This window comes from Candidatus Paracaedibacteraceae bacterium (assembly GCA_019636055.1).
In the GTDB taxonomy this organism is placed as follows: Bacteria; Pseudomonadota; Alphaproteobacteria; order Paracaedibacterales; family Paracaedibacteraceae; genus Paracaedibacter.
Window position 1 is genome coordinate 491,565 of sequence record JAHBYH010000001.1, and the last position, 26,301, is coordinate 517,865.

Sequence of the window (26,301 nt, forward strand, 5' to 3'; positions counted from 1 at the left end):
ATGTTCATCATATCATGTTGGTGTCAACGTTCAAGGAGTTAAAATCTGCTGGGCTGTTAAAAGAACATCACGTCCCACGGGTGCTGCAACGCGCCCGCCACTTCCACCATGCTCAACCAAGACCGCTGCAACAAAGCGCGGTGCATGTACTGGTGCATACCCTACAAACAAAGCATGCTCACGGTGGTGCCACGGACGACTCGCTGTATTAGCTAACCCCATAGCACGATCTTGCTCTGTAATTCGACGAACTTGAGTTGTTCCAGTTTTACCAGCCATCTCCATCCCCGCGGTTTCAATCCGATGTCTGAAAGACGTTCCCCCCCCTTCATTAGAAGCCTTATTCAAACCCAGTTGAATAAGAGCCAAATGCTCTGGATTAATATCTAGTTTTGGAAATTCCTGAGGAGCAAGAGCCAACAGTGATGGGACAACCACCTTCCCCGAGGCCAGCCGTGCCGTCATAACAGCTAGTTGTAGAGGGGTTGTCAAGGTATACCCCTGACCAATACCGGCATTATAACTTTCCCCCAGTGTCCATTTTGATTTAAATCGTTTTTTCTTCCACTCCGTTGTCGGGATCAAACCTGATTTTTCCCCGGGTATTTCAATACCCGTAGCCTGTCCCAACCCTAACCGCTTAGCCATATCCGCAATAGCATCAATTCCGACTAATCCGGCAATATGGTAAAAATAAACATCACAGGATGTGGCAATTGCTCTGACTAAATCAACGGATCCATGCCCCCCCGTCTTCCACGTCCAACAGTGAAATTTATGAGTCCCCAGCATGGTATGACCACAACAAGACACTGTCGTATTCGGCTTAATAACTCCCTTTTCAAGCGCAGCCAAAGCCGTCACCATCTTAAAAGTAGATCCAGGGGCATATTGCCCTGCAATTGGCTTATTAACAAGCGCATGTCGAGGATGATTTAAAAGCGCTCCCCAATCTTTTTTTGAGATCCCATTAACAAATAAATTCGAGTCAAAACCCGGCGTTGAAACATAGGCTAACACCCCACCTGACGCGACATCTAAAACAACCGCCGCACCACTTTCTTCTTGGGATAACCGATGATATAACGTTTGCTGAAGATCAAAGTCCAACGCTAGTTTTTGTTCTTTCCCTTGAAGACTTTCACTCGTTGACAATTCCCGCACAATACGCCTATAAGCATTCACTTCAACTTGTTTAATTCCCGGCATCCCTCTCAAATCTTCTTCAAGATACTTTTCTAAACCGGATTTTCCTAACTTAAATCCCGGCTGTTCTAAAAGAGGAGTTCCATCTAGATCTTTGTCAGATGGCGTTGCCACATATCCCAACAGATGGCAAGTTTCAAAAGGAAACGGATAGTATCGATTCCGACCTGTTTCAATAAATACCCCCCAAACATCAGGAAGTTTAAGCTCTAAAGACGTGACTTCAGCCCAGGACAGATTTTCCTTAATAGATACGGGCATAAAGCGTGGTTTCTTTTTAATTGAAAGAGCAATTTTATCAACTTCGTCATCAGTTAGATTAAGAAGAGGTTGAACTTGTCTTAAACAATCTTGCCAATCATCCGCCTCATCCCGAATCATCACCGCACGATATATGTTATGATCAGAAGCCAAAACTTTACCGTATCTATCTGTAATTAATCCTCGGATCGGCAGTGTTAAGCGCGAGTGAATCCTGTTTTTATCGGATAGTTTTTGGTAATGTTTATGCGATAAAACTTCTAAATAAAACATCCGCCCGACAACTGTTGTCATCAATGCGGTTTGAATCCCACCCAAAATAAAAGATCGACGGGTAAAAACTGTTTCTTTATCCATTAACCAAAAGCTTTCTTTGGGTATTGATCAATCAATCGCTGTATTTTCAGGCTAACGATTGACATTATCGGATAAAAAAGGATATTCGCCAATATCGGTCGGATAATTCTAGACAAGGGCAACATCCCGCCTTTTGCCAGCGTTAAAACTCCCCAAAATAAAAGCGTATTCATTACTGTAAATAACATAAAACCTAAAAAGACCGCCCAAAACCCCTTTTCCAGAACATGGCGCCGAAATAGACTAACCACACATGATATCATCATTAACTCAATAATTCCAACACCCAACGGATACCCCATGGTTGCATCACGACATATCCCTAAGATGATAAAAATACGCCGCGACATAAGGTCGGGACGATACAACGTCCATAAATAAATGACAATTGACAAAAAATTGGGGACAACCCCCAGTTTCTTCCAAAAAGGAAGAACGCCCAATAAAATTAAACTTGATAGAAAACAAAACTCAATAAAGCATTTTCTTATATTAACTATGTTCATCATACCTGCGTCATACTAAGATCTAATTTCAACCATTTTTGACTTTGATATCTGCGATAAAACAGCAATAAGTTCACCGCAGCATAGCAAACAACAACACCCCAGACACGCCCTGGTGAAACATCAAAATACAAAGTCACAAGCTTAATCGGAATAACAGCAAAAAACCACGCTGTACACGCATTCACAACCATAATAAATTTAGTATCACCTGCAGAAACAAGAACGCCGGATGTTACCCAAACTAATCCGTCAAACAAAAAGAATAGCCACAATAATTGCATAGCCTGAGAAAAATAAAGTGCCAGATCGCTATTTTCAGGAATCATAAAGGGTCTGGCCAAAGTCTGAGGACTAATGATAAAAGGAATAATTAATAAGATCATCACACCAAAATGGACTTTCACCCCATTAACAAGAACACGCTTTATTCGATCAACTTGGTGACTTCCGATTAAATTGGATGATATTGCAATAATTCCTTTTTGCAACCCTTCAGTAAAAAATGAGAACAATAAAAAGAATGTACTACAAAGATTCTGGATTGTGATATAGTCTCCGCCCAAACGAGCTAAGATATGAGCAATCACAGACCATGCCCCTATTTCCAACATATGCCCTGTCGCAGCCGGTGTTCCAACCTTTAAACATCCCCATACCATCGACAAATCAAGAGAGAGTTTGGCTGTGCCAAACTGTTTGCGATTTTCCGGCAACAGAAATAAAACAAATAAGACTAAGACCTGCACGATGGATGCAATCACTGTTGCATAAGCACTCCCCACAGCCCCCATCGGCTCAAGGGATAACACCTCAGAACCGAAGATAAAACAATAGTTCAAGATTACATTCAGAAGGTTACCAATCACGGCAGCAATAGTAACAAAGATTGTTTTCCCTTGCCCCACATAGAAACTTGACAATGCTGTGAAAAGCGCCTGTAAACACCCAAAATACATGATGATTTCAAAGAAAGGCAAACCATACTGGTGCAATGATTCTGGAATTAATACCCCTGACAAGAAAACAGCTATCCCGACAAAAATGATCTGTGAACTAAGAGCAAACCATATCATCTGCCAAACAGGCTTTCCCAGTTTATCATACTGTTTCAAACCATTGAATTGCCCGACATAAACCTCTGCAATAGAGGTTATCGAAGCAACACCAAATTGGAAAACCGCGGCAATCATACCCGCAGTTGCAACACCATTCATGGCATCTAGGGAATATTCAGATAACATAACCCTGTTGACAAACAACATCACATGCGTTGACATAAAAGCCATCATCATTGGCAAAGAGATTCGGATTAAACTCCGTATTGACGTATCATTGAGTACTGACATCATATTGATTTAAATTTGTTGATGTTTCTGAATTAAAGCATATCTTTAGTTTTTTTTAAACACTGAATTCATTAATTGTATAAGTTCATTTGCCTTTGCTTTAGTGCAATAAATGGCTGTACCATATTCAAACTAAAGCATCCAATCCACACGCACCAAGGCTTGGTGATTGCGTTGATTAGAGCCAATGTCCCCCTCATAGGCCAGAGTTGCAGAAATACCTTTAAAGGGGGTAACTGTCAAACCAATATTTGGGTTGGCAAGAACACGGTTCTTGTTGCGGGTTCTGACCGTGAACACACCGCCTTGACCCACAAGATTGGCCGAAACCTTTTGATAGGAACCTAAAGCTCGGCGGTAGGTTATCCCTAGACGCGCAAAGCTGTACACAGAGGTTTCATCATGCCAATACCATAGATTAGCTAGCTGAACCCCACCTTTACCTTGGACAGCAGTGCTATTGCGGCTTTTCACAGCCACATTCTGCACTCCAGCACCCTGTTCTGTATAACCATTTTCCCGCATGAATAAGGCGCCAACACTGACATACGGTGTCATCACAAGTGATCGTCGAGTCAGGGATATATCTTTACCCACCTCTGCTAAACCGCTAACATGATGACCATCATGTTTGTGATGTGCAATAGCAGGGATTACGGTCATAATACGGTTCGCTTTAAAACGGTGATGACCATAGGACGCAGCACCATTAAGATACCAAGCCTGGGCTTGCCACAGACCATAAAGACTGAATCTGGCAGAGTCTACATTGCCTCTGGCACCTATGCCCTTCATTTTATATTTGCTGAGACCATAGCCTGTTGTGACACCCAATTTAAAAGTGTTAGATAAAGCATAGTCTAGACCAATACTGGTGCCGTAGGTACTGCCATCTAAGCCTTGGACAGCGAGTCCTGACGGATCAGCGACATTGTTTTGACTAAAGCGTCCGGCGCCTCCTTGGATCCATAAATTTATTTTTCCCATATTGACGCGGGCAGAAACCGGAAGATGTTTGGGGTCTGGATCGCGGGCAATTGCATGAGCGACAGTTCTGACTCGATGTTTATTGCCAAAGAGCTGAACAAAACTTTGCTTGAGAGAGCTGACCTGATGGACAAGATTAGCCATAACTTGTCCTGATTGTTCAACCAAACGATCCATTCCAGCCCAAGTAAATGGCGTTGCCATGCTGTTTAGTTCTGTGTTACCAACAAAGTTAGAACGCTGTGTTTCCTGAGCAGGACTTAATTGATTAAGCGCCTCCTGTAATTGAGGTTTAGCCAAAGAATTGAGTTCGGTTTTTAGGCCATCTGGTGCATTCTGATCCAGATATATTGCAACTACCCCAGGATTACCTACGGCCACAAGAGAACTAAGGGAAGCAGATCGAACAGTAAGTTGAATATTCGTTGGATTATAGGAGAGATCATAGAGTAAAGTTGAACCTGTCGTTGAGACCGAAACGAACTGTCCCGTGCGACCACCTGGTGCTGTTAAAAGTGTATACACAGTACCTGGACTATATGTTCCTGCACTAACATTGATTAATAAAGAGGCATTGCTTATGTCCACGACACCAGTATTTGCTGTCAAATAAGATGTAGTTGCCGATGCTAAATCAACTTTATACACCGAGCCATTGTCTAAAGTTAAGGAGTGAACAGATCCTGTCCCACTAAGTGTACCGCCAGAGTTAACGGTAACAGCAGAATTTGTAATGGCCGTACCAACAACAAGTTCACCACCGATGACATTAGTTGCTGGAGAATAGGTTTTTGTGCCTGTAAAGATGGTTTTTCCGGCCCGAATATTAACAGCAGAAGCTCCATTGGGTACCGACGAATCAAACAAATTATTGCTAAAATTATAATTGCTACTTGTGTGATTAAAGTTAATGGTTCCAGTACCTTGTTCGAATTGAATAGAGCCCGTAATGGTTCCTGCTGTTGAGGCCGCACTTAAGGCGTCAGCACCAATATTAAGGGTCCCATTGCCACTAATATTGCCACCAACAACGATTATGTTGTTGGAAGTGTAAGTTCCTCCTGTGAGGTTCAGCGTACCGCTACCACCTTGACCGATATTAGTTATATTGTTAGAGACGATACTGCCACCCGTAAAGTTCAGGGTGCCAGTGCTGCCATCATTGGAAGCAATAACGATATTGTTAGAAGCAATAGTACCTCCAGAGATATTTACGAGGCCAACACTCCCATTGTCGCCACCGATGAAAGTGGTGAATGTGGTTGAAAGAGAGCCCCCAGAGATATTTAGTGTACCATTATTGCCACTGTTGCGGCCAATATAAAAGTTCTGAGCCTGCGCTGTTGTCCCTGTCTGGATTGTTGCTGTATACGGGGCTGATGTTGTTGATCCAATAAGATCGACTGTTGTCAAAGTTGCTGATGTTGGAACACCACTGGCCCAGTTTCCACCATCATTCCAATCTGTACTGTTATTTCCTGTCCATTGCGTTGCATACCCTGATACTGTCAGCGGAATCATTGCTAAACAAAGAAGTAATGATGCATTCAAGATATGATGAAGAAGTTGCTTGAATAGGTATAAAGAAGAATTATTTTTTTCTGATTGGATTGACTGCATTATTCACTTCCTGAGCAAGAATGGAAACCATTTTCTATAAAATAAACAAGAAAACGCTGTCACCTCAGTATTTGTGCCAATCAAACTTACTATGATAACCCCAATCTTGTTGTCTATCGAATATTCTACAGCTCAATTCTCTGGTAAACTTATAATCTAACGGCCTATATCTATACTCTGGCAAGCATTTTTTCTTGTGTCAATTTGCTATTCAAAACCTTAACAAAGGCTAATAATTCTTATTGTTTTTGCGATCCCAAAAATAAAGAAGCAATACAAAATATCGCCCTCATAATTGGAAGCGACCCAGTTAAATAGATTGATTATCCTTGTTTATATGAGTAAGTTATCCCACATTTCTCCTTGTATGTAGAGAGGAGATAATGAAATGAGACACTCTTGTTTAAGGCAGATAAATAAAAGGAGCTGCAAACATTATTTCAAAATGCAAAAATTTGATTTATCAACAATTAAACTCATAATAAATCATTCTTCTTGTCCTGTCGCTATCTTACCATCACCTTGCCCGTGTTGATGACTAAGGTATTGACGATAGGCTACCAGTATTTCAGGAACATCATATGAAACCGGTGTCATCGCAGCACTTGGGAATAGTTCGGCAAATTTTTCACGTGCTGCGTTTATATATCCAACACCATCTCCGCCAATTTGCTGATGAAACGGTAAACGAATGAATGAAAAAACATAATCATAAGTTTTTTCAATACCGGAAACTGCTCGAGACTCTGCACTTAAATCCTCAGAATCAAACGGATTTGATTTTTCTAAATCAATTTTCGGCACTGAAACATAGCCAAGCCAGTCTGCCTCAATTCGCCATTCTTTAGATCGTTTCTTGTGACGTGCCGTACTGCGAACATAACGGTCCTTTACCCCTCCCTCGCAAAGATAAGGATATTTTTCATGGAGTGCTGCTAATAAGTTATTTTTCCAAACGCCCAAGACTCTCAATGCTTTTGATACTCGTTCATCACGACCTTTCTCGAGTTGAGAAGCTTGTTCTTCACCTAAAACCCTTGGATTAAATTGCCTTTTTTTACTTTCCTGCAAACCATCAATTGCCTCAAATATCATTTTTTTACAAGCCTTGATAAAATCAATACTTATAAGGGCCAATTCATACCGTAAAGTCATTTGAATTGCACTTTTAGCAAGAGCAATAAAAACACTGTTGTTAACATGCTGCGCCTGTGAATCATTTAATATCTGACTCGATTGGCGAGCATGACCATCGATTTCGGCAAGAGAGCTGTTAACACAAGAGCGCATATTTTCTAAATCAAAACTACAAACCGCCTCATTATACTCATTGTCAAAAGTCTTAGGTGCTTCGACTAAATGGTCTCCGGTTGTAGCGACAACTTCTTTGACGTATCCTGATGCTCCGGATGAAAGGGCTGCCCCCGCCATTGTCGCAAACAATTCAGCACTAAAAGACGGATTTACCCATAAAAAAAAACCAATAAGCACGATTTTAGGAGATACAATCTTACTCATTTTTTCCTCCTTTATAGTTTCTCCCCACAATATGCAGGGAGAAATAAGAACTATTGACCAGCTGAATACGCCCCAATAACAAGAGCAGCAGTAACAATCATGCCCGTTGTGAATTTAGCCCACCCACTTCCCGGTAAAGGTCGTTGCTCTTGCTGAACTTCAGAGATTGGTAGCTGAATATTTTCCTCAGCAATCCTCTCTTGGCTATTCACTAAAGGGACAACATCCCCTGATGAATCGGGCAAACCATGCTGATTATCCATAGCGTTCTCCAAAAGAAAACCACCGGCTATCGAAGGAGCACCCTCACAATAATCTAAATCATCATAATTGCTTAGGTGACCTTCATAATCAGACCTACCGATGCCGATTTTTTCCGCCTCTGCCTCCCTTATTTTTTTTTTGCACCCTTGGGGCTGAAGATGAACTAGCGGCCGGCTGAGTTACAGCAGAGGCGACTGCCCTTGCTTCTCCTGAAGACGCTGCATTACCGACGAGAAGTCCACTCGATGATTGCGCCCCACCAAGCCTCTGGCGTAACCCTGCGGTATTAGATGCCCCAAAAACATCGTCGGCCAGCCGATAGTCTCCTGTAAGAAGAGGATTGACTAAAGGCGGAAAACTTGGTTGAAGCGGTAATTCGCTTGAGGGGAGTGAATCATCACTACCGTTAGCATCGTCAATTAAGTCCTTTTTTTTTTCAAGCTCTCCGTTAACGGCATCAGCAACGCGCGCAACAACCTCAGACTCACCGGGTGTCAATGAGGGGGTTGATGAAACAGGTACATCACTTACTGATGAAGAAGAAACGTCCTTCTCTATGACTGTCTTAACGGCCTGAGCCCCATCCGTTGCCTTTACTTCAAGTTCCTTGCTTTTAGCAACTTCTTTTTCATGAACACGTTTTATTATTTGCTTATACTCTTCATCAGATACATCGAGCAATCCCTTAATAACACGTGACTTGCGCAACGTATCTTGAATCTCTGAATCTGATGCAGGTGTAATAAGAGCAAAAAGTTCATCAAGTACAGATTGACGAGCTAAAGTTCCAAGCGTTGGATATTTTGTCGATAAGATTTTATCTAATTCTTCGAATTCAAGATATTCAGAGCGAACTGTTGGGTGACCACTCCATAAACGTAATACCGTTTTTACACCACTTGTACCAAGCGGTTCAAAGATATAAGAATATTTATCCTGCAATGATTGAAGGGCTTCATTTTTTGTCGCCAACATTTTCGTTTTTTCCAATTCGAACTGACGATCTAACTCTGCAATTTCCGAATCAACAGATTTATTATAGGACTCTCTCTCTTCTGCCAACACCCTTAGTCTATCTTCTAATGATTTAATAGAAACGCTCGTATCGCCCTTGCGTGTAGGATTCTTTTCTTTTTCAGCCAAAGAATCTAACCTCGTTTTTTGTTCAGTTAAATCACGTTCTTCTCGGTCAAAATCCTGATTCTTAGCTGAACGCGCTTTTTCTTTTTCCTCTTTATCAAGCTTTAGTTTCTCATGTAGCTCAGCCTCTTTTTTAGCATTTTTCTCAGAATATTCCTGTTCTGTTGAAACATAAATCTGACGATATCCCTCAGATATAATTCCATAATCAACTAATGTTTGAGCTAACCAAGTCTGAAGCGCGACCTTATCAGCTTTACTTGTAAGAGTCTCACCTTTTGCATCAGCTGTTGCCATTGAATAAACCCAATCAAACGCACTATAAGCTTGCTGAGCAACACTGACTACAAAATCAGAATCAATCACAGATGCTTTTGCTTGCAAGCCATTAAGCCAAGTTAATTCTGCTGGAACTGATTTTCGCCAATCCACCATTAAATGGCCAAGATTTCGGTTTGATGCAACCGTTATTGTATCACCCTCATATCGACTCCGCTGTACCGGAGTATAGTTAAGGTCACGCCTTTGGGAGATTTGACCCGCGTTATGGGTTCGTATCTTTTCTACAATCTGCTGATCCGATAAAGTATCCGCGCCAAACGCAACAGAACATACACCCAAAGCCAACGATACAGCAACCGTCCTCGCTATTTTCACTACCTTTACGCCAGATACTTTCATCAATAATCTCCTCAATGTTTTTGACACACATACTTTTAAGAATACAGGACAAAGTCTTAATTTATTACGAAGGCTAAAACCGCCCTAATTTCGATTCTAGACATATTTAAATAAAATTGTAAGCAATTTTTTGCAACAAAATATCTGTTAATGCGTATCTATTTGTTATAAAAATATAATTATAAGTAATATTATTTCGTTTCAGGCTTTTTTACGTCAAGAAACACCTGTTTATAAAAAAACTACCCCTGAAATAATATAAAATAACTATTGATTATGAGGATAATACTCTGCTATAAATAATCATACTTTGACGCGGGGTAGAGCAGCCCGGTAGCTCGTCAGGCTCATAACCTGAAGGTCGTAGGTTCAAATCCTGCCCCCGCAACCAAATCCTTAACTAAATAATTGCTTCCAGCTTGGCTCTGACACTTCTTGTTCAGGCAAAGAATTGTTATCAGAGATCGATTCATTTTCGCGCGCCGGCACGTCAAAAGATTCATCCGCCCCTGAATTAATATCCCCAATATCTTCTTCAAAAGGCATCGCCTCTAAATTGCCAGATTCACCCTTTGTATTCTGCAACTGATCATCGATCGTTGGCTCAATTGTTGGCGCTTGCGAATCAAAACCCTGGTCACTCCTCCCCACAACTCTATGGTCCAAAGGAGTACCAGCAAAAGCATCCGGCAACTCGGGTTCAACAGGTGATTCCGGTAACGGTAATTTGGCATTTCGAACAAACGAAATAGCCTGATCAACAAAATCTGTTTGATCGAGCATAAAATTAGGTCGATCCGCCTTAAGAAGCTCAAACTGCTGAGCGCGTCGCATATCATCAACAGACAGAAACCCTGCCAACTCAGACAAATGCGCCGCCTGGTTCTGTGCAGAAAAGATATAAAGTAAAAACCTCTTAAGAGATTTCACCCTTTTCAACGAATCCATTTTAACATACATATATATTGGGGATGACAAAGGATATGAATCATCCCGAATTGATTCGTATGTTGGTTTATGGCCATCCACAGCAATAATATATTTTTGAGCATTAGGATCCAAAAGAATGTCGGGGGAAGCAAAAGCAATAACGCCACGCTCACTTGCAATTTTTTTAATAAGATCAGCATTCGAACTTTGCTTTAAATCACCCACAGCCTGATCTGAGCGCACCCCTAAACACAAATCCCGAAAAAGCTTAGGCTGTTCTGTTTTTAAAGCCATAATCTGAGGGTTCATATGGCAGCCCTTAACCAAAACACAATCTTCAAATACATCACGCAAGTCAGCATTTGCCCCGGGAACCAAGACTTTAATAGGAACAGCCGGCAAATCATAACCTGACTCAGAAAGCTCAGACCACGTATAAACACTATTTATCTTTACACGCCCATCACGGTAAGAAAATTTTGTGATTGCCGAATACAGTTCCCGTGCGGAGATGTTTGTCAAATTTAAATCAGGAGATGCCAAAACAACAATTCCCCCGTGACCAAGCTCTAACTCCACAAAATCATTGATATGATTCAAAGAACAGGCACGCAGATCAGAAAACGTCATCCGCCGATGAGCAACTAAAACATCCGGGCTATTATTATCAGGTTCACAAAAATTAACAATTGATCGCGTCCCAATTCTCTCAACAACAAGGGGAGCCAAACTCTCCTTTGATCGGCGACCATAGGCATCAGAAAATTTAGACAAAATTGTATTTGCAATAGGATAACTAACAATCTTCGCCTGCATTTTTGCTGCACAAGACAACGTCATAGCAAAAAAAATCCCGACAATTAATCGGTGATAACCGCCACCCATTTCACCACACTAAAAAACAAATTCTTTAATATTATTAAAAATCATTTACCTTTCATTAACAATTGCATTCATAATAGTTAATGAAATATCTCACACGATGAAGATACGATGGATATATCTGACTTAATCCGATTCTATAAAACGCCGTTAGGAAAAATTGTTAGCGAAGAACTCGTCACATTCATTCGGGCAAACGACAAAATCGATGACCACCACTTATATGTAGGCTTTCCATTTAGCTTTACCAAAACCTCATCTAAACTTGACATTTATTTAATGGATAGAAATATTGGCGCAATCCGTTATCCATCCACAAAATGCAATAAAGTAGCGTTAACAGACCTAAATGCAATTCCTCTTCCTGATGAATCGATGCAACAGATAACGGTCGTTCATTGCCTAGAATTCGCAACAAACCCAAAGAAATTTATGCGAGAATTATGGAGAGTCCTTACCCCCGAAGGAATCCTTAAAGTTATTGTACCAAATCGACGAAGCATCTGGTCACATTTAGACATCAGCCCTTTTGGACATGGAAATCCCTATAGCATGAGCCAGCTATCAACGCTAGCCAAAGAATGTCAGTTTGACATTACCTTAAAACAAAGAGGATTGTTTATCCTCCCTCACCAATCATGGCAACCGTCCCTTATAACGCACGTGCAACAATATCTAGTAAAAAACATTACCCCAAAACTCAGCGGCGTTATTATCATGAACCTAACAAAACGTGTCTACTGCAGAACTTTACCAAACGAACGAAAAAGACTCCCTACCTCCGAATCAATAATTCGGGCAAAAGCATCATCTTTTGAGGATCGTGGATAAAGTTTGATCGGCCCTAAATAAAGCGCACCTTTTTCAAAACTCAACGGCAAAGATATTTCCGACTTTTGATTATGAGCACTACCAATAAATCCCTTAATCATCATAATTTGTTTATCTTTCAACAAACGCACTTCTTTCAAAAACTCAAGAACAGCCAAAGGATTGACAACAGTTATCGTAAATCGCCCTATTAAGTCATCTTGACAAATTAATTCCCCTTTGATGCGCAGTTGTGCCCCCGATACGCCTCCTGCAAGTTGCGGAATACCGATATTGATAAATGTTCGACCTTCTTTAATCTTGTGGTCAAAGGAAAAGTCGACTCTAGGGACAACCATTGTCGGTGCATCGAGGCTATAGACATTAACAAGAGTTCCACCTGTCAAATTGACCTGATCAAACCAAACCGATACATCCCCTAAAACACGATCAACATGCCAAAGCTGACTGCCCCTTGGAACAAGGTCGACGTGGACAGACGGCTTTCCAAATAAATCAACAGCCATCGTACCTTTGATATCAACCGGATCAGGAAAAGCTGTCACTGTCAGGTGCTTAACAGATATGTCACGACCGGATGTTTCAACTGATTTTACCTGAACATTCGGCTCGAGCTTTTTCAACTTAGTAATAGCTTCACTCATAACGAGTGGCTGAACAACAAAAACCTCTAGTCCCTTGACGCATAGAACCAAAACCAAAATTATATAAATAAGTTTACGCATAACACCTCTCCCATCGTATAGTCGTTCCCGTTGATTTCCCGACAAGCAATCAGATGCAAAGTTATGACCTAAACACACGAGTGGCGATCAGACAAGGTCAGAAAGTCAAAGTGGAATAACTATATATAAAGTTTCTCGCGTTTACCTGTACCCGTCAAGACATTGGTTTTACTTTCCATAATATAAAAAAAATGAAATGATAAATTATAACCTCATCAGAGCAAAATCGAAATGAGCAACACCGATACACCGAACTCCACCCCATGGTTAGGCCCCCTCTTTATGGCCGTTGGCGTCTTCTTCTTTGTTAGTGTCAACGCCCTCATTAAAGCACTAGATCATAAGGCTCCGTCTGAACAAATTCTCCTTTTCCGCTTTGCCTTTGCAACTATTCCTTGTCTGATCTTTACCGTCAGTCAAAAAAAATTACTCCTTCTTAACCTTAAGCTCATAAAAGCGCATACTATACGCGGATTTCTTGGTGCCATAAGCCTATTCATGCTATTCGAATCGATCCGCCTTCTCCCCTTATCCGAGGCCGTCACGATCTCCTTTATTTCAGCCCTATTTGTAACACTTTTCGCAACCCTATTCTTAAAAGAACATTGCTCAGCGAAACAATGGTTATATATAGCCTTAGGATTCTGCGGGGTTGTTTTAATTGCAAAACCGGACGGTACGAGTTTAAAACTAGGCATTCTATTCGGTCTTGGCAGTGCGGCTATCGAAGGGGGGATGATTATTCACACACGATTCTTAAGTCGGACACTCCATCCCATACAGATTGCCTTTTACTATGCCGTATTTGCAGCCCTGCTCTGTTTACCGTTTGCCTATCAAGTATGGCAATCTTTAACGATTACGGACTTTTCTTTACTTGCCTTAGTTGGTATTGGTGGCGGCATTGGTCAAATATTCATTTTTAAGGCTGCACAATTCGCACCTGGCAATAGATTAGCACCGATGATCTATACTCAAATCATTTGGAGCTTAATCTTTGATAGGGTTCTATTTCATACTGATATCTCCACTACAGCTTATGCAGGGATTGGCTTAATTGTTTTGTCTGGCCTTGCTTCAACCAGAGAGCATAATACCAGTTCGCAGAAATAAATTTGCCGTAGAATTTATTTTTGAGAACTAGGATAAAATTGTTTCTTTTCAATGATGACTGTTGTATATTAAGAGAAGTTTATTCACCGTAATACAGTGATTAACGGAGTACAGCTGGATTTTCCAGCGATAGTCATTCCAATGGAATGGCTATATTATTTTAATAAAATATATAAATATATAGGTATATTGAATGACAAAGCGCATTAACGCTAAATACAAGATTGATCGTCGCTTAGGCGTTAACTTGTGGGGTCGCCCAAAGAGCCCAGTTAACAACCGAAGCTATGGCCCCGGTCAACACGGACAACAACGTTCCAAGCCATCTGACTACGGTATCCAGTTGCGCGCAAAACAAAAACTAAAAGGCTACTACGGTAACATTAGTGAGCGCCAATTCCGCCGTTTGTATCAGGAAGCTATTCGCCGTCGTGGTGACACATCTGAAAATCTGATCGAACTCCTAGAACGTCGTTTGGATGCAGTTGTGTACCGCATGAAATTTGTCGCAACCGTTTTCGCTGCACGCCAATTGGTTAACCATGGTCACGTAGCTGTTAATGGTAAGCGCGTCAACATCCCATCCTTCCAATTGAAAGATGGTGACGAAATTACTCTGATCGGAAAGATCAAAGAAAACGTCAATGTGTTGACATCGACACAATCCAATGAACGCGACGTTCCAGAATACATGACCGTTGATCACAAGAAAATGGAAGGTAAGTACATCCGCGGACCGAAATTCGCAGAAGTTCCTTACCCAGTCCATATGGAACCAAACTTGGTTATCGAGTTCTACTCTCGCTAAATAGGTTATGCTTCACAAAAAACCTCCCCTTGCGGGAGGTTTTTTTATTTTTGATTATTTGATATCCTCTCAGAAAAAGCCTGTATTTTTATCCCCCCTCGCCCAATATAATTTTATTCACAGGATTAACACAAAAAAATTCACAACATTTTTTCGAAATGCTGTAACAAATATGTTGACAGCAGGGGGTGGGGTGCGATAAATAATAGGAAGTCATCGCAAGATGGCTTCCCGAATAAAGCGGGGGTGTAGCTCAGTTGGTTAGAGCGTCGGCCTGTCACGCCGAAGGTCGCGGGTTCGAGTCCCGTCACTCCCGCCATTCATTTCCCCCCGCAAATTCATAAATCAAGTCTTGACCAAAAAGGTGCTTTTCGATAATTTTGAGTATCAGCAAAATTATTCAGAAAAAATCATGCAAGCGAACAAATCTTTCCAACATATGATTCTAGGGCTTCAACAATATTGGGCCAACTGGGGATGCGCAATTTTGCAACCCTATGATGTCGAAATGGGGGCAGGCACTTTTCACCCGGCCACCACCCTTCGCTCTCTTGGCAAAGATCCGTGGAATGCAGCTTATGTCCAACCCTCTCGCCGCCCAAGTGACGGTCGGTACGCAGAAAACCCAAATCGATTGCAACATTACTACCAATTTCAGGTAATTTTGAAACCCGCACCGGCAGACCCTCAGAATTTATATCTCGAATCCCTTAAAGCCGTTGGCTTTGATTTAACAAAACATGATATCCGCTTTGTCGAAGATGATTGGGAAAGCCCAACACTCGGTGCTGCAGGACTGGGCTGGGAAGTTTGGTGTGACGGGATGGAAGTCACTCAGTTCACCTATTTCCAACAAGTCGGCGGTATTGACTGTGACCCTGTTTGCGTTGAAATCACTTATGGCCTAGAGCGCTTAGCAACGATTGCGCAAGGTATTGATAATGTCTATGACCTCAACTGGAATGGCCAAGAGGGCGATAAGAAACTAACTTATGCCGATGTTTTTAAGCGCAATGAAATTGAGTTTTCGCACTATAACTTCTCACACGCGACAACTGACAAACTCTTTCAGCAATTCAAAGATGCCGAGGACGAATGCCAAAACCTATTAGATGAAGGACTTGCCCTCCCAGCCTATGACCATTGCATTAAAGCAAGCCATTTCTTTAATTTACTAGATGCCCGTGGCGTGATTAGCGTTGCTGAACGCGCCAGCTATATTGGACGAGTCCGAGCTCTTGCTAAGGGATGCTGTCAAGTTTACGTCGGAGAAGGAGCCTGAATCATGACAAACCAATTCATCTTTGAAATCCTATCCGAAGAAATCCCGGCGCGCATGCAAGTCAAAGCTGCCAGCGATTTTAAAGTTGCTTTTGAAAACAAGCTTACTGAAACAGGCCTATCATTTAGTACTGTTGAAACGCACATCACGCCTCGTCGCTTAGTGGCTTGCATTCACGAAATAGCAAAAAGCACAGTCGCCACAAAAGAAGAACGCCGAGGACCGCGCCTTAACGCCCCAGATGCCGCACTTGCCGGGTTTTTGAAATCCACAGGTCTGCCCAAAGAGCAATTAACCCAAAAGGATGATTATTGGTATGCCTTGATTGAATCTGTCGCCAGCCCAGCAGACTCGATTTTACCAAAACTATGCCGCGATATTATCCGTGACTTTAGCTGGCCTAAATCCATGCGTTGGTATGGCGCCCCGCAAACATGGGTACGCCCTGTCCGTGGGATTATGGCGGTCCTAAATGGACAAACGTTGCCATTTGATGTCCCGGAATTTGGCCTAAAATCCAGCAATACAACATCGGGCCATCGATTCCTATCCTCGGGAACGTTTGCTGTCAGTGATTTCGACCAGTATAAATCTGAACTTTTAAAGCGCCATGTCGTTCTTGACCATCAAGATCGTCAAACCTCAATCCTTAAATCTCTTACAGATCAAGGACACACTAAAGGCTTTACCCTTGAACATGACGATAAGTTGCTCGAAGAAGTCGCAGGGCTGTCAGAGTTCCCACAACCCATTTTAGGAACGATTGATGACGCTTTTATGCACCTCCCTAAAGGGGTACTCGCAACATCTATGCGCGTCCATCAGAAGTATTTTATCTATACGGACAAATCCGGGAATGTCGCCCCAATCTTTGGGCTTGTGGCCAACACCATTCCAAGTGATGATGGTGCAACTATGCTCCGCGGATACGAGCGTGTCCTCAAAGCCCGACTCAGCGATGCAAAATTCTTTTATGAACATGACCTTAAAATTGCCCTGCGGGATCAATTGCCACGACTTGACTCCATTGTCTTTCACAGCAAACTTGGTAGTTTGGGCCAACGCGTCCAACGGTTAATTAAGCTTGTTGAAACCCCTCATGCTAAACGCGCCGCTGAGCTTTGTAAATCAGACCTTGTGACCTCAATGGTTGGCGAATTCCCTGAACTGCAAGGCTATATGGGTGGTGTTTATGCAGTTGCCCAAGGCCAAGCATTAGAGGTTGGGCAAGCGATTGAACAACACTACCAACCAGCAGGACCAAATGATACGTGTCCATCAGCACCAACGGCGATTGAACTTGCTTTGGCTGAAAAACTCGATACACTCGTTGGCTTTTTTGCCATCGGTGAAATTCCAACAGGGTCTAAGGACCCCTATGCTTTGCGACGCGCAGCTTTGGGCATTCTTCGCCTGATTCGCGAGAACAGCTTATCTGATCTAGCTCTCTTACCTAAAATATCACGGGCTTTTGGCCTCTACATGGATCAAGGCATTTCTATCGCGACAGATTTTACACCGCAGCAAGTTCTAGACTTCATTCTTGAACGTCTTGCTCATGCCCTTAAATCCGAAGGCCTTCGCCATGACACAATCGAAGCCGTCATCAGTTCAACAAACTGTGGCGATAATGTTTGTGCTATTGTTGAGCGAATTAAAGCCTTGAATACCTACTTAACAAGCGATGCCGGCACCTCCTTAAAAGCTGCATTTAAACGTGCCCATGGGATTTTACCAAAGAATGAAACCTTTGTTGTCCACCCTAGTCTGTTTAATGAAGCAGTTGAAACAAAACTCCACAGCGAGCTCATGACTGTTTCGAGCCAATGCCAAGATTACTTAGCACGGCATGATTATGCAAATCTCATGCAAATTCTCGCGAATCTAAAGGAACCTATTGATGCCTTCTTTGACCTAAAAATCAATGATGATAATCCGGAAATTCGTAAAAATCGTTTAGCTTTGTTAGCGATGATGATTGAACAGACGTCAGTTATTGCTGATTTTTCAAAACTAGAGGGGTAACTCCCTCTCCCTTATGGAAAAGGATGAGCTTTCAAACGCTCATAAGCATCCTTAATCGCCCGAAATTTCTCTAGAGCATCCGGAGATTTATTCGTGTCCGGATGATACTGTTTTGCCAATGCGCGATACGCTTTGGTTAAATCATCGGCAGAAAATCCCTCACTCATTCCAAGCAGATCCATATCTTGGTACTGCTGATTCGATAACCGGTGTGGTTGGGGACATCGTGCGCTCTTTTCAAATATGCCCAAAGGATCATCAAATTCAGCAGTTAGTTTCTTGGTTTGTCCCTGATTACCCAATGGCCAAGATGGACGTTGCCAGACAACATCAGACAGCCGTTCTTCAAGCTGTTGTGCCTCGCTCATCCCCTGGTAATAATTCCATTTCGCATTATAGTCCCGTACGTGATCCAAACAGAACCACAACCAGTCCTGCTGACCTCGTTCCAATTGATCGCGCGATCGTGGTGCTCGATGCTCTGCAGGCAATGTACACTCAAAATGATCACATTGCTTTCCATCAGGTGACGTCTGTGGATTGCCTCGATCGAACCATTGTGATATCTTTTCAAACATACGAAAATTATGTGACAGTTTTTACCTTTAAACAAGAGTTTTACACGGATATGCTAGAACAAATCATTATCGAGAAATTAACCCGCGAGCTTTTACCAAAACATCTTGCCGTTCACAATGACTCGCACAAACATGCGGGCCATGCCGGTGCCGGTGTTGAAACGCATTTTCGCATTGAAATATCCTCACCCGACCTAAGTGGATTAAGCCGCGTAGCAGCCCATCAACGCATTTATCAAATCCTAGACCAAGAAATGAAAAATGGGATTCACGCCCTTCAGATCATTATAAAATGACCCAAAAATCTCATTTTCTAAAAGCAGGAATTACTCTTTTCATAAATTGATCAAATAATGGAACAGAAAATGCAATGCTGCCATATTCAGGACTATAAATCATCCCTTTTTTAATCAACTTATCTCTAAGAGGGGTTAACGCTGTTGTTTTTGAATTCATTATTCCCGCAATATCGCCTACACGAACTGCACCATCACCAAATTCAGCCATTGCCCTTAGATACTCTTGCTCCTTAGGGGTCAAACGATCCAGACGAACTCTAAAAAAACTCCTGTCAAGTCTTGTAATAACTTTTCCTGTAGCTTCTTCAACAATTCCTTTTGTGATAGAAAGTTGAGTTGCAATATTCCAACACTGATATCCCCACTCCTGAACAAAATAAGGATATCCTTTCGTTAAGTCATAAATAAGATCCAAAGCCTCATCCGTGAAACTCATTCCTGATGCAACAACAGGATCCTGCAATGCTTTAGCAACTTCTGCCCTACTTAATGCACCGATTTCTGGAAAGTAAAACAATCTTTCTGCATATGTTTTGGAGTCACCAGATAAAGCAGGCAAGATAGGCAACCCTGCCGCCACCAAAATAATTGGTAACTGCTTTTGTTGCATCTTGTGCATCGCCATAATAAGTGCACTTAACTCTTTCTGGCTAAAATATTGAAGTTCATCAATCAAAAGAATTAAAGCCTTATTTTTATCCTGTACAGCTTCACCAACAACGATAAAAAGATCCGCTAAATCTAATTCTATATCTCCTGTATCCGCAATACCCTTTTCAGGATCTATATCTAAACCTAACTCAACTTCGCCTAATTTGATTTTAATTGCAGACACAAAACTTTTTAAAACAGCCAAAATACGTTTTGTTTTCTCGCTTAACGTATTACCGCTTTCCAAACGGTAGGCCAAACTTCTTAGTCTTGGAATCAAATGCTCGGCCAAATTCTTATCTTCATGAGCTTCAATAAAAATAGAGTGATATTGTACATCAATAGCTCGTTTTTCAAGCTCATTTAATAATACCGTCTTGCCGACCCCACGTAACCCTGTGAGCACAAAACTTTTTTCTGGGCGTCCTTGGAACACTCGAGAAAACAAAATTTCACTTTCTCTTAGTATTTCTTCTCGGCCAACTAATTCTGGTGGAGGCGCCCCAGCTCCAGGAGAAAATGGATTACGAATAGGATCCATATCTTGTCCCTCACAACAACAACTTATAATAACTTATAATAACTTATAACAGACATTACTTATAACTGCCTATAACTTTTTATAAACTAATATCTTTTCAAGAAAAACCACAAAGAACAACTTCTTGCAATCCGATTAAACTATTACTCAGGAAAATTCGACTTGCTGTTTCAAGATCATGCCGTGAGATATGATCTATTCTAACAGGCACACCAAATCGTTGCATTTCTTGAATAATTTTAGCCCGCATAACACCCGGCAAACAGCCGTCCGTCAACGGAGGAGTAATCATCTTGCTTTCTCGGATAATAAAAACATTAGCAACCGTGGAACAAACAAGATATCCCTGAGCATTAAAAAATAAAACGTCATCTAACCCCTGATCTTGGGCTTCGATCGCCCCCAAAAGGGCCAACTGATACCCCAAATGTTTGATTCCCGATAAGGGTTGAGACATAACATGCGTATAAGCAGAAATACCCACTCGATTTGCCCTCGCTTCACGACGATAGGGACTTGTCGTCACAAACACAGTTGGTTGCGGTTGTAATGGGGGTTTGATCCCGCGCGATGCTACGCCTCGGGTACAAGTAACACGAATTGCAGCTGATTGCGAAGACAGTCCATTCGCCTCGAGCACCTGATGGATAATAGCCTTAAATTCAGATAAAACCCAATCAACAGGGATTTGAAACAGAGCCAAGCCTTTCATGAGACGATCATAATGAGGCTTGAGACATTCGACTTCATTTCCATCGTAATACAGTGTCTCAAAGACCCCATCCCCTAAAGTAATTCCTCGATCCTGAATAGAAACTGACGCTTGTTCAAGCGGGGCCAGATCACCGTTTAGATATACGAACATCATCTCCCCCTTAAAAAATTTGCTAAGAGTTGGTGGCCAAAATCCGTCAGAACCGCCTCCGGGTGAAACTGGACACCCTCAATATCAAGAGTTTTATGGCGCATTCCCATAATTTCGCCATCGGAACTTTCAGCCGTAACCTCAAAACAATCAGATAAACTCTCACGATCAACAACTAACGAATGGTACCGCGTAACATTCAGGGGGTTAGGCGCACCTTTAAATATCCCCTGCCCCGTGTGAGAAATACGATGAACTTTCCCATGAATTGGTTTTAAGGCACGCACCACCTTTCCACCAAAAACCTGACCGATTGCTTGGTGCCCTAAACACACACCCAAGATAGGAATCCTTCCGGCAAAATACCGAATTGCCTCACAGGAAATTCCGGCTTCATTAGGAGAACAAGGCCCTGGTGAAATAATAAGGTGACTTGGGTTTAGATGCTTAATTTCAGCAATTGTCATAACATCATTTCGGGCAACGACGACTTCATGACCTAACTCTTTTAGATAATGAATCAAGTTATACACAAAAGAATCATAGTTATCGATCATTAAGATCATGATTAAGTGCCCTCTTCATCCCTTTTGCCTTTGTCCGAGTTTCTTCATATTCTGCCAGTGGATCCGAATCAGCAACAATCCCCCCACCAACTTGGAACGTTAACATATCTTTCGTTAAAACAAATGTACGAATAGCAATATTTAAATCCATACTTCCGTCAAACCCAATAAAACCAATTGAACCACAGTAAACACCACGACACGTTGGTTCAAGTTCTGAAATAATTTCCATTGCTCGAATTTTAGGGGCTCCTGTAATCGATCCGCCGGGGAATGTTGCTTTTAATAAATCAATACAAGTATTCCCATCATCCAACTGCCCCACAACCGTACTAACTAAATGATGAACTGTGGCATAGGTTTCTACATCTAACAACTTTGGAACCTTAACAGACCCGGGCGCACAAACACGCGACAGATCATTACGCATCAGATCAACGATCATCAGGTTTTCAGCGCGATCTTTTTCAGAATCCATTAAATCAACCGCTAATTGACGATCATGAACCGGATTTTTCAAATCTCGACGAGCAGTCCCTTTAATTGGTTTGGTCTCAACAGCATCCCCTATTAACTTTAAAAATCGTTCAGGTGACGCGCTCGCAATAACATGGTCTTCATCCTTAATATAGGCTGCAAAGGGCGCTGTATTTTTTTGTCTTAATCGACGATATAGATTATAAGGATCACCTGCATAATGGGTTTGATAGCGCCGTGTTAGATTAGCTTGGTAAATATCACCGGCATAAATATAATCAATTACTTTTTGCACTAATGGTACATATGAATGGCTATCAAACGGGGAATATAAATTCCCACCTCGGAAAGGCACTTCCCATGGATAAACCTTGTCTTCAAATAATTTAGTTTTGATTGCATTCAATCGGTCTTGAGCTACCTCAACAGATCCCGTCGGCAACCCACTTGAAAAAATCCAAGCTTGACGTCGCTTATGATCAAACGCAAGAACAACATCATAGAATCCTACCATAAAATCAGGAACATTTAGATCATCAACCATTGCCCTTGGAATAGCTTCTAAGGTTGCTCCAAACTCATAAGAAAAATATCCAGCAAGCCCACCTTGAAATGGGGGAAGATCAGGGAGTGTCTCTAATGGATACAGCAATAATTCTGCTTGCACTTGCTCTAATGTAATAGGGTTATCTCGAGTTGACCTTAGGATTTTCCAAGGCTCAATAGCAATGTAGGAATACCGCCCCCAGTCAACCGTTGTCAAAGCACTATCAAGGAACACAGCACCAACATCGTCTTTAACTTTGGCAAACAGTTCTACAGGATCACCATAGGGAATTTCTTGAACGAGTGGTTTCAAACAAGAGCGTTTATCAGAATTATGTAGATCCATATAAAACCCCCTTCGCTATTAATCTCTACCTTGCTTTTTGGATTGCATCCACAATTCTAACAGCCTGCACTGTTTCCGCAACATCATGGACCCGAACAATATGAGCCCCTTTCATAATTCCTATTGTGGCAGCAGCCAAACTCCCTGGCAATCGCTTTTCCACAGAATCACCAGCCACATGGCCAATAAATGACTTTCGTGAAACACCGAGTAACACGGGATAACCTAAATTTCTAATACGATCAAGATTGCCAATTAGTGCAAGGTTTTGGTCTTGGGTTTTGGCAAAACCAATGCCCGGATCCAAAATAATATGATGTCGTGTTAAACCACGGCTGATGGCATGAATAGCCAGCCGATCTAAATCATCTGCAACAATAGAATCAATACTTAGACCACATTTATTCAAAGGATCTGTTCGATCTATTTGCTGAATAGAAGAACCTTGCTGCGAGTGCATAATAACCACAGGCACATTTTCATCCAGTGCCACGCTAGTCATATCCGGATCCATCATCAAGCCACTAACATCATTAATAATGGTTGCCCCTGAACGGATAGAGGCACGCGCAACATCAGCTTTAGATGTATCAACGGAGATTAAAACATCAGGAAACTCAGAATGAACAGCTTCGATCACAGGAATAACACGTGCCAGCTCCTCTTTCAGACCAACGGGTTTGGCTCCTGGGCGGGTACTCTCACCACCAATATCAAGGATATCTGCTCCTTGCTGAATAAAGACACGTGCCTGATCAACAGCCTTTTGGATATAATCACTTGTTACCATGACGCCATCGCCTGAGAATGAGTCCGGCGTTACATTGATAATGCCCATAACTTTAGTTGGGCGTGTCATTAAAGATAAACTAAATTCTTCTAGATTTTCGATTCTTGCCACGGTGAATAAACTTCGCTAATTTTATATTATACTCTTTACACTGTGATCCAGATTATGAACCAACTTCCTTTATTAGATCAAGTAGACATAACAAACAAAACTGTCCTTGTCCGCCTTGACTTAAATCTTCCCTTTCAAGATCAACAGGTTAGCGACGACACCCGCATTCGTCGTTCTCTGAAAACATTAACTTATCTGATTGATCATCAGTGTAAAGTTATTATCCTAAGCCACCGCGGACGGCCAAAAGGCGCACCAAACACAAGCTTAAGTTTAGAACCGATTGCTCATGTATTAAAAAATTATATCGATTGTCCGATTTCCTTTGCAGCAGATTGCATTGGAACACTCGCTTCATCGGCGATACAAGCAGCCCCGCATGGCAGCATCATTCTATTGGAAAATCTTAGATTCCATCCCGAAGAAGAAAAAAATGATCTTACTTTTGCCAAACGACTCGCATCTTTAGGGGATATTTATGTTAACGACGCATTTTCTTGCTCACACCGTGCCCACGCATCTGTTGTTGCCTTAGCCCAACTTTTGCCGGCCGTAGCCGGATTTGGCATGCAGGAAGAACTAACCGCCCTTAACGGTGTCCTCAGTACACCTGAACGCCCGTTAATGGCTATTGTTGGCGGATCCAAGGTATCGACAAAATTAGATCTTTTAAACAATCTGATTACAAAAGTTGATTATCTGGTTTTGGGTGGCGGCATGGCTAACACATTCTTACTCGCCCAAGGACAGGGTATTGGCGCTTCGCTAGCAGAACCTGATCTCGCAGAAATTGCTTTAGCTCTTTTAGAACAAGCAAAAAACCAGAACTGCACGATCATCCTACCAACTGATTTTCAAAGCCCCCCTGATTCATTCAAAATCATGGATATTGGCGCTCAGACTGCACAAAGGGTTAAGACAGCACTTGATCAATGCAAAACTCTTGTCTGGAATGGCCCTGTAGGCGTTTTCGAAATCCCCCCCTACGATCAAGGATCAATTGCAATCGCTCGCCATGTTGCCCAATTAACCAACAATAGGAAATTAATTAGTGTAGCCGGCGGTGGAGACACGCTTGCCTGTCTAAAAAAAGCTGGGGCAGAAGAGCAATTCACCTACACCTCAACTGCAGGCGGAGCATTCCTAGAATGGCTTGAGGGGAAAAAACTACCGGGCATTACAGTTCTAAGCAAAGATCAGGAGTAAAATCCCTAAAATGATTCGGTAAACAGAAAAAACCATCAAACCATGTTTTGTTAAAAACCGAATAAAAAAGTGAATAGCTGTCAAACCAAACAGGAATGAGAGCACCACTCCTAAGACCAGGTCACCCATAATAATCGGATGTCCATCTTTGATCGCATCAACACAGGAAAGAACACCTGCGCCTAAAATTGCCGGAATTGATAGCAAAAAGGCAAACCGAGCACTCGTGACGCGATCGAACCCAAAAGATCGCGCCGCCGTCATGCAAATCCCCGAACGACTTGTCCCTGGGATTAGCGCAATAGCCTGAGCCAGACCAATGACAAATCCTTTTGTCCAATCGACTTTATCAAGCCCTAAAAGTTGAGGCCGACGGTCTGCTACCCACATAAGCATACCAAAAAATATACTTGTTCCGGCAATTAAATATGTACTGCGAACAAAGTCCATCCCCATTTTCTTAAGTCCAAACCCAATGAAGACAGCAGGAAGCGTTGCCACAATAATAATCAGCCCTAACCGCGTTTCAGGTGTTAACTTTTGACGAGAAAAACCCGAAAAAACATAGCCAAAAAAATGCGACAGGAGCTCAAGAACATCCTGCCTAAAGTAAATAAGTACAGAAATCAATGTCCCTATATGAACAGCCACATCCATATCAAGGCCCTGATCTTGCCATCCCAACAATTTAGGTACTAAAATCAAATGACCTGATGATGAAACAGGCAAAAATTCAGTCAATCCTTGAATTAAACTCAAGACAAAAATTTCAAAATAAGACATAATAAACTCAATAGGGTTAATTTCGTCAACTGTATCATTTTTACAGGGCTACGTTAA

Annotated in this window: 23 protein-coding genes and 2 tRNA genes; 9 read left to right on the forward strand and 16 right to left on the reverse strand. The window is 42.0% G+C overall.

The features are described from left to right. Positions 1 to 30: 30 nt before the first annotated feature. The 7 genes from mrdA to KF820_02410 form a co-directional block, all read right to left on the reverse strand. Positions 31 to 1,824: a penicillin-binding protein 2 gene (gene mrdA / locus KF820_02380; protein MBX3457195.1), complete on the reverse strand. Its 1,794-nt coding sequence runs from the start codon at positions 1,822 to 1,824 to the stop codon at positions 31 to 33. Next, positions 1,824 to 2,333, reverse strand: coding sequence for a rod shape-determining protein MreD (gene mreD / locus KF820_02385; protein MBX3457196.1), 510 nt, complete (start codon positions 2,331 to 2,333; stop codon positions 1,824 to 1,826). The genes mrdA and mreD overlap by 1 nt, the downstream gene beginning before the upstream one ends. After that, complete coding sequence (locus KF820_02390; protein MBX3457197.1) at positions 2,330 to 3,610, reverse strand: MATE family efflux transporter; 1,281 nt, start codon at positions 3,608 to 3,610, stop codon at positions 2,330 to 2,332. Before KF820_02390 ends, mreD begins: the two co-directional genes overlap by 4 nt. 201 nt (positions 3,611 to 3,811) lie before the next feature. Continuing rightward, positions 3,812 to 6,286, reverse strand: a complete 2,475-nt coding sequence (locus tag KF820_02395; GenBank protein MBX3457198.1) for an autotransporter domain-containing protein — start codon at positions 6,284 to 6,286, stop codon at positions 3,812 to 3,814. Between the two features lie 486 nt (positions 6,287 to 6,772). Then, positions 6,773 to 7,804 (reverse strand): hypothetical protein, encoded by a 1,032-nt coding sequence (locus KF820_02400; GenBank protein MBX3457199.1) that lies wholly within the window; start codon positions 7,802 to 7,804, stop codon positions 6,773 to 6,775. 50 nt (positions 7,805 to 7,854) lie between these two features. After that, on the reverse strand, positions 7,855 to 8,067 hold the full coding sequence (locus tag KF820_02405; protein MBX3457200.1) for a hypothetical protein: 213 nt from the start codon (positions 8,065 to 8,067) through the stop codon (positions 7,855 to 7,857). Between the two features lie 94 nt (positions 8,068 to 8,161). Beyond that, a complete protein-coding gene (locus KF820_02410; GenBank protein MBX3457201.1) occupies positions 8,162 to 9,889 on the reverse strand; it encodes a hypothetical protein in 1,728 nt (575 codons plus the stop codon). A gap of 314 nt (positions 9,890 to 10,203) precedes the next feature. Here KF820_02410 and KF820_02415 point away from each other — a divergent pair. Continuing rightward, positions 10,204 to 10,280 (forward strand) — tRNA-Met (locus KF820_02415). Positions 10,281 to 10,285: 5 nt separating this feature from the next. On the opposite strand, the gene KF820_02420 is transcribed toward KF820_02415, so the two are convergent. Then, positions 10,286 to 11,659, reverse strand: a complete 1,374-nt coding sequence (locus KF820_02420) for a substrate-binding domain-containing protein (GenBank protein MBX3457202.1) — start codon at positions 11,657 to 11,659, stop codon at positions 10,286 to 10,288. A gap of 153 nt (positions 11,660 to 11,812) precedes the next feature. Between KF820_02420 and KF820_02425 the strand changes: the two genes are divergently transcribed. Further along, positions 11,813 to 12,532 (forward strand): methyltransferase domain-containing protein, encoded by a 720-nt coding sequence (locus tag KF820_02425; protein ID MBX3457203.1) that lies wholly within the window; start codon positions 11,813 to 11,815, stop codon positions 12,530 to 12,532. Here the strand turns inward: KF820_02425 and KF820_02430 are convergent. After that, positions 12,439 to 13,257: a DUF2125 domain-containing protein gene (locus tag KF820_02430; GenBank protein MBX3457204.1), complete on the reverse strand. Its 819-nt coding sequence runs from the start codon at positions 13,255 to 13,257 to the stop codon at positions 12,439 to 12,441. The genes KF820_02425 and KF820_02430 overlap by 94 nt on opposite strands. 231 nt (positions 13,258 to 13,488) lie before the next feature. Here KF820_02430 and KF820_02435 point away from each other — a divergent pair, with 231 nt between their 5' ends. The 5 genes from KF820_02435 to glyS all read left to right on the forward strand — a co-directional run bounded on the left by KF820_02435 (position 13,489) and on the right by glyS (position 18,485). Next, positions 13,489 to 14,370 (forward strand): DMT family transporter, encoded by an 882-nt coding sequence (locus KF820_02435; protein ID MBX3457205.1) that lies wholly within the window; start codon positions 13,489 to 13,491, stop codon positions 14,368 to 14,370. A gap of 193 nt (positions 14,371 to 14,563) precedes the next feature. Then, entirely contained in the window at positions 14,564 to 15,178 is a 615-nt protein-coding gene (rpsD, locus tag KF820_02440) for a 30S ribosomal protein S4 (GenBank protein MBX3457206.1), read from the forward strand. A gap of 242 nt (positions 15,179 to 15,420) precedes the next feature. Then, a tRNA-Asp gene (locus KF820_02445) sits at positions 15,421 to 15,497 on the forward strand. A gap of 93 nt (positions 15,498 to 15,590) precedes the next feature. Beyond that, positions 15,591 to 16,460, forward strand: coding sequence for a glycine--tRNA ligase subunit alpha (locus KF820_02450; protein MBX3457207.1), 870 nt, complete (start codon positions 15,591 to 15,593; stop codon positions 16,458 to 16,460). A 3-nt stretch (positions 16,461 to 16,463) separates the two neighbouring features. Continuing rightward, a complete protein-coding gene (gene glyS, locus KF820_02455; protein ID MBX3457208.1) occupies positions 16,464 to 18,485 on the forward strand; it encodes a glycine--tRNA ligase subunit beta in 2,022 nt (673 codons plus the stop codon). 11 nt (positions 18,486 to 18,496) lie between these two features. Here the strand turns inward: glyS and KF820_02460 are convergent, their stop codons facing one another. Then, positions 18,497 to 19,063 carry a DnaJ domain-containing protein gene (locus KF820_02460; protein MBX3457209.1) on the reverse strand — a complete coding sequence of 189 codons (567 nt, stop codon included), beginning with the start codon at positions 19,061 to 19,063 and terminating at the stop codon, positions 18,497 to 18,499. Positions 19,064 to 19,074: 11 nt separating this feature from the next. Here KF820_02460 and KF820_02465 point away from each other — a divergent pair, with 11 nt between their 5' ends. After that, positions 19,075 to 19,359, forward strand: coding sequence for a BolA family transcriptional regulator (locus KF820_02465; GenBank protein ID MBX3457210.1), 285 nt, complete (start codon positions 19,075 to 19,077; stop codon positions 19,357 to 19,359). Positions 19,360 to 19,369: 10 nt separating this feature from the next. On the opposite strand, the gene KF820_02470 is transcribed toward KF820_02465, so the two are convergent. The 5 genes from KF820_02470 to folP form a co-directional block, all read right to left on the reverse strand. Further along, on the reverse strand, positions 19,370 to 20,554 hold the full coding sequence (locus KF820_02470; protein ID MBX3457211.1) for an ATP-binding protein: 1,185 nt from the start codon (positions 20,552 to 20,554) through the stop codon (positions 19,370 to 19,372). A gap of 97 nt (positions 20,555 to 20,651) precedes the next feature. Continuing rightward, a complete protein-coding gene (locus KF820_02475; protein MBX3457212.1) occupies positions 20,652 to 21,419 on the reverse strand; it encodes an aminotransferase class IV in 768 nt (255 codons plus the stop codon). After that, positions 21,419 to 21,985 carry an aminodeoxychorismate/anthranilate synthase component II gene (locus KF820_02480; GenBank protein ID MBX3457213.1) on the reverse strand — a complete coding sequence of 189 codons (567 nt, stop codon included), beginning with the start codon at positions 21,983 to 21,985 and terminating at the stop codon, positions 21,419 to 21,421. The genes KF820_02475 and KF820_02480 overlap by 1 nt, the downstream gene beginning before the upstream one ends. Next, a complete protein-coding gene (gene pabB / locus KF820_02485; protein ID MBX3457214.1) occupies positions 21,966 to 23,354 on the reverse strand; it encodes an aminodeoxychorismate synthase component I in 1,389 nt (462 codons plus the stop codon). The genes KF820_02480 and pabB overlap by 20 nt, the downstream gene beginning before the upstream one ends. A 25-nt stretch (positions 23,355 to 23,379) precedes the next feature. Next, the gene (gene folP / locus KF820_02490; protein ID MBX3457215.1) at positions 23,380 to 24,255 is read right to left on the reverse strand and encodes a dihydropteroate synthase; all 876 of its coding nucleotides are present in this window, start codon (positions 24,253 to 24,255) and stop codon (positions 23,380 to 23,382) included. Between the two features lie 54 nt (positions 24,256 to 24,309). On the opposite strand from folP, the gene KF820_02495 reads away from it, so the two are divergent. Next, the gene (locus tag KF820_02495; GenBank protein MBX3457216.1) at positions 24,310 to 25,461 is read left to right on the forward strand and encodes a phosphoglycerate kinase; all 1,152 of its coding nucleotides are present in this window, start codon (positions 24,310 to 24,312) and stop codon (positions 25,459 to 25,461) included. On the opposite strand, the gene KF820_02500 is transcribed toward KF820_02495, so the two are convergent. Next, on the reverse strand, positions 25,441 to 26,244 hold the full coding sequence (locus KF820_02500; GenBank protein MBX3457217.1) for an undecaprenyl-diphosphate phosphatase: 804 nt from the start codon (positions 26,242 to 26,244) through the stop codon (positions 25,441 to 25,443). The two genes, KF820_02495 and KF820_02500, sit on opposite strands and share 21 nt — an antisense overlap. Positions 26,245 to 26,301 lie beyond the last annotated feature (57 nt).

Bases quoted from the DNA above. Each gene is read 5' to 3' on its own strand.
- mrdA (MBX3457195.1), bottom strand. From the start codon at position 1,824: ATGGATAAAGAAACAGTTTTTACCCGTCGATCTTTTATTTTGGGTGGG.
- mreD (MBX3457196.1), bottom strand. From the start codon at position 2,333: ATGATGAACATAGTTAATATAAGAAAATGCTTTATTGAGTTTTGTTTT.
- KF820_02390 (MBX3457197.1), bottom strand. From the start codon at position 3,610: ATGTCAACGCATGTGATGTTGTTTGTCAACAGGGTTATGTTATCTGAA.
- KF820_02395 (MBX3457198.1), bottom strand. From the start codon at position 6,286: ATGCAGTCAATCCAATCAGAAAAAAATAATTCTTCTTTATACCTATTC.
- KF820_02400 (MBX3457199.1), bottom strand. From the start codon at position 7,804: ATGAGTAAGATTGTATCTCCTAAAATCGTGCTTATTGGTTTTTTTTTA.
- KF820_02405 (MBX3457200.1), bottom strand. From the start codon at position 8,067: ATGGATAATCAGCATGGTTTGCCCGATTCATCAGGGGATGTTGTCCCT.
- KF820_02410 (MBX3457201.1), bottom strand. From the start codon at position 9,889: ATGAAAGTATCTGGCGTAAAGGTAGTGAAAATAGCGAGGACGGTTGCT.
- KF820_02420 (MBX3457202.1), bottom strand. From the start codon at position 11,659: ATGACGTTGTCTTGTGCAGCAAAAATGCAGGCGAAGATTGTTAGTTAT.
- KF820_02425 (MBX3457203.1), top strand. From the start codon at position 11,813: ATGGATATATCTGACTTAATCCGATTCTATAAAACGCCGTTAGGAAAA.
- KF820_02430 (MBX3457204.1), bottom strand. From the start codon at position 13,257: ATGCGTAAACTTATTTATATAATTTTGGTTTTGGTTCTATGCGTCAAG.
- KF820_02435 (MBX3457205.1), top strand. From the start codon at position 13,489: ATGAGCAACACCGATACACCGAACTCCACCCCATGGTTAGGCCCCCTC.
- rpsD (MBX3457206.1), top strand. From the start codon at position 14,564: ATGACAAAGCGCATTAACGCTAAATACAAGATTGATCGTCGCTTAGGC.
- KF820_02450 (MBX3457207.1), top strand. From the start codon at position 15,591: ATGCAAGCGAACAAATCTTTCCAACATATGATTCTAGGGCTTCAACAA.
- glyS (MBX3457208.1), top strand. From the start codon at position 16,464: ATGACAAACCAATTCATCTTTGAAATCCTATCCGAAGAAATCCCGGCG.
- KF820_02460 (MBX3457209.1), bottom strand. From the start codon at position 19,063: ATGTTTGAAAAGATATCACAATGGTTCGATCGAGGCAATCCACAGACG.
- KF820_02470 (MBX3457211.1), bottom strand. From the start codon at position 20,554: ATGGATCCTATTCGTAATCCATTTTCTCCTGGAGCTGGGGCGCCTCCA.
- KF820_02475 (MBX3457212.1), bottom strand. From the start codon at position 21,419: ATGTTCGTATATCTAAACGGTGATCTGGCCCCGCTTGAACAAGCGTCA.
- KF820_02480 (MBX3457213.1), bottom strand. From the start codon at position 21,985: ATGATCTTAATGATCGATAACTATGATTCTTTTGTGTATAACTTGATT.
- pabB (MBX3457214.1), bottom strand. From the start codon at position 23,354: ATGGATCTACATAATTCTGATAAACGCTCTTGTTTGAAACCACTCGTT.
- KF820_02495 (MBX3457216.1), top strand. From the start codon at position 24,310: ATGAACCAACTTCCTTTATTAGATCAAGTAGACATAACAAACAAAACT.
- KF820_02500 (MBX3457217.1), bottom strand. From the start codon at position 26,244: ATGTCTTATTTTGAAATTTTTGTCTTGAGTTTAATTCAAGGATTGACT.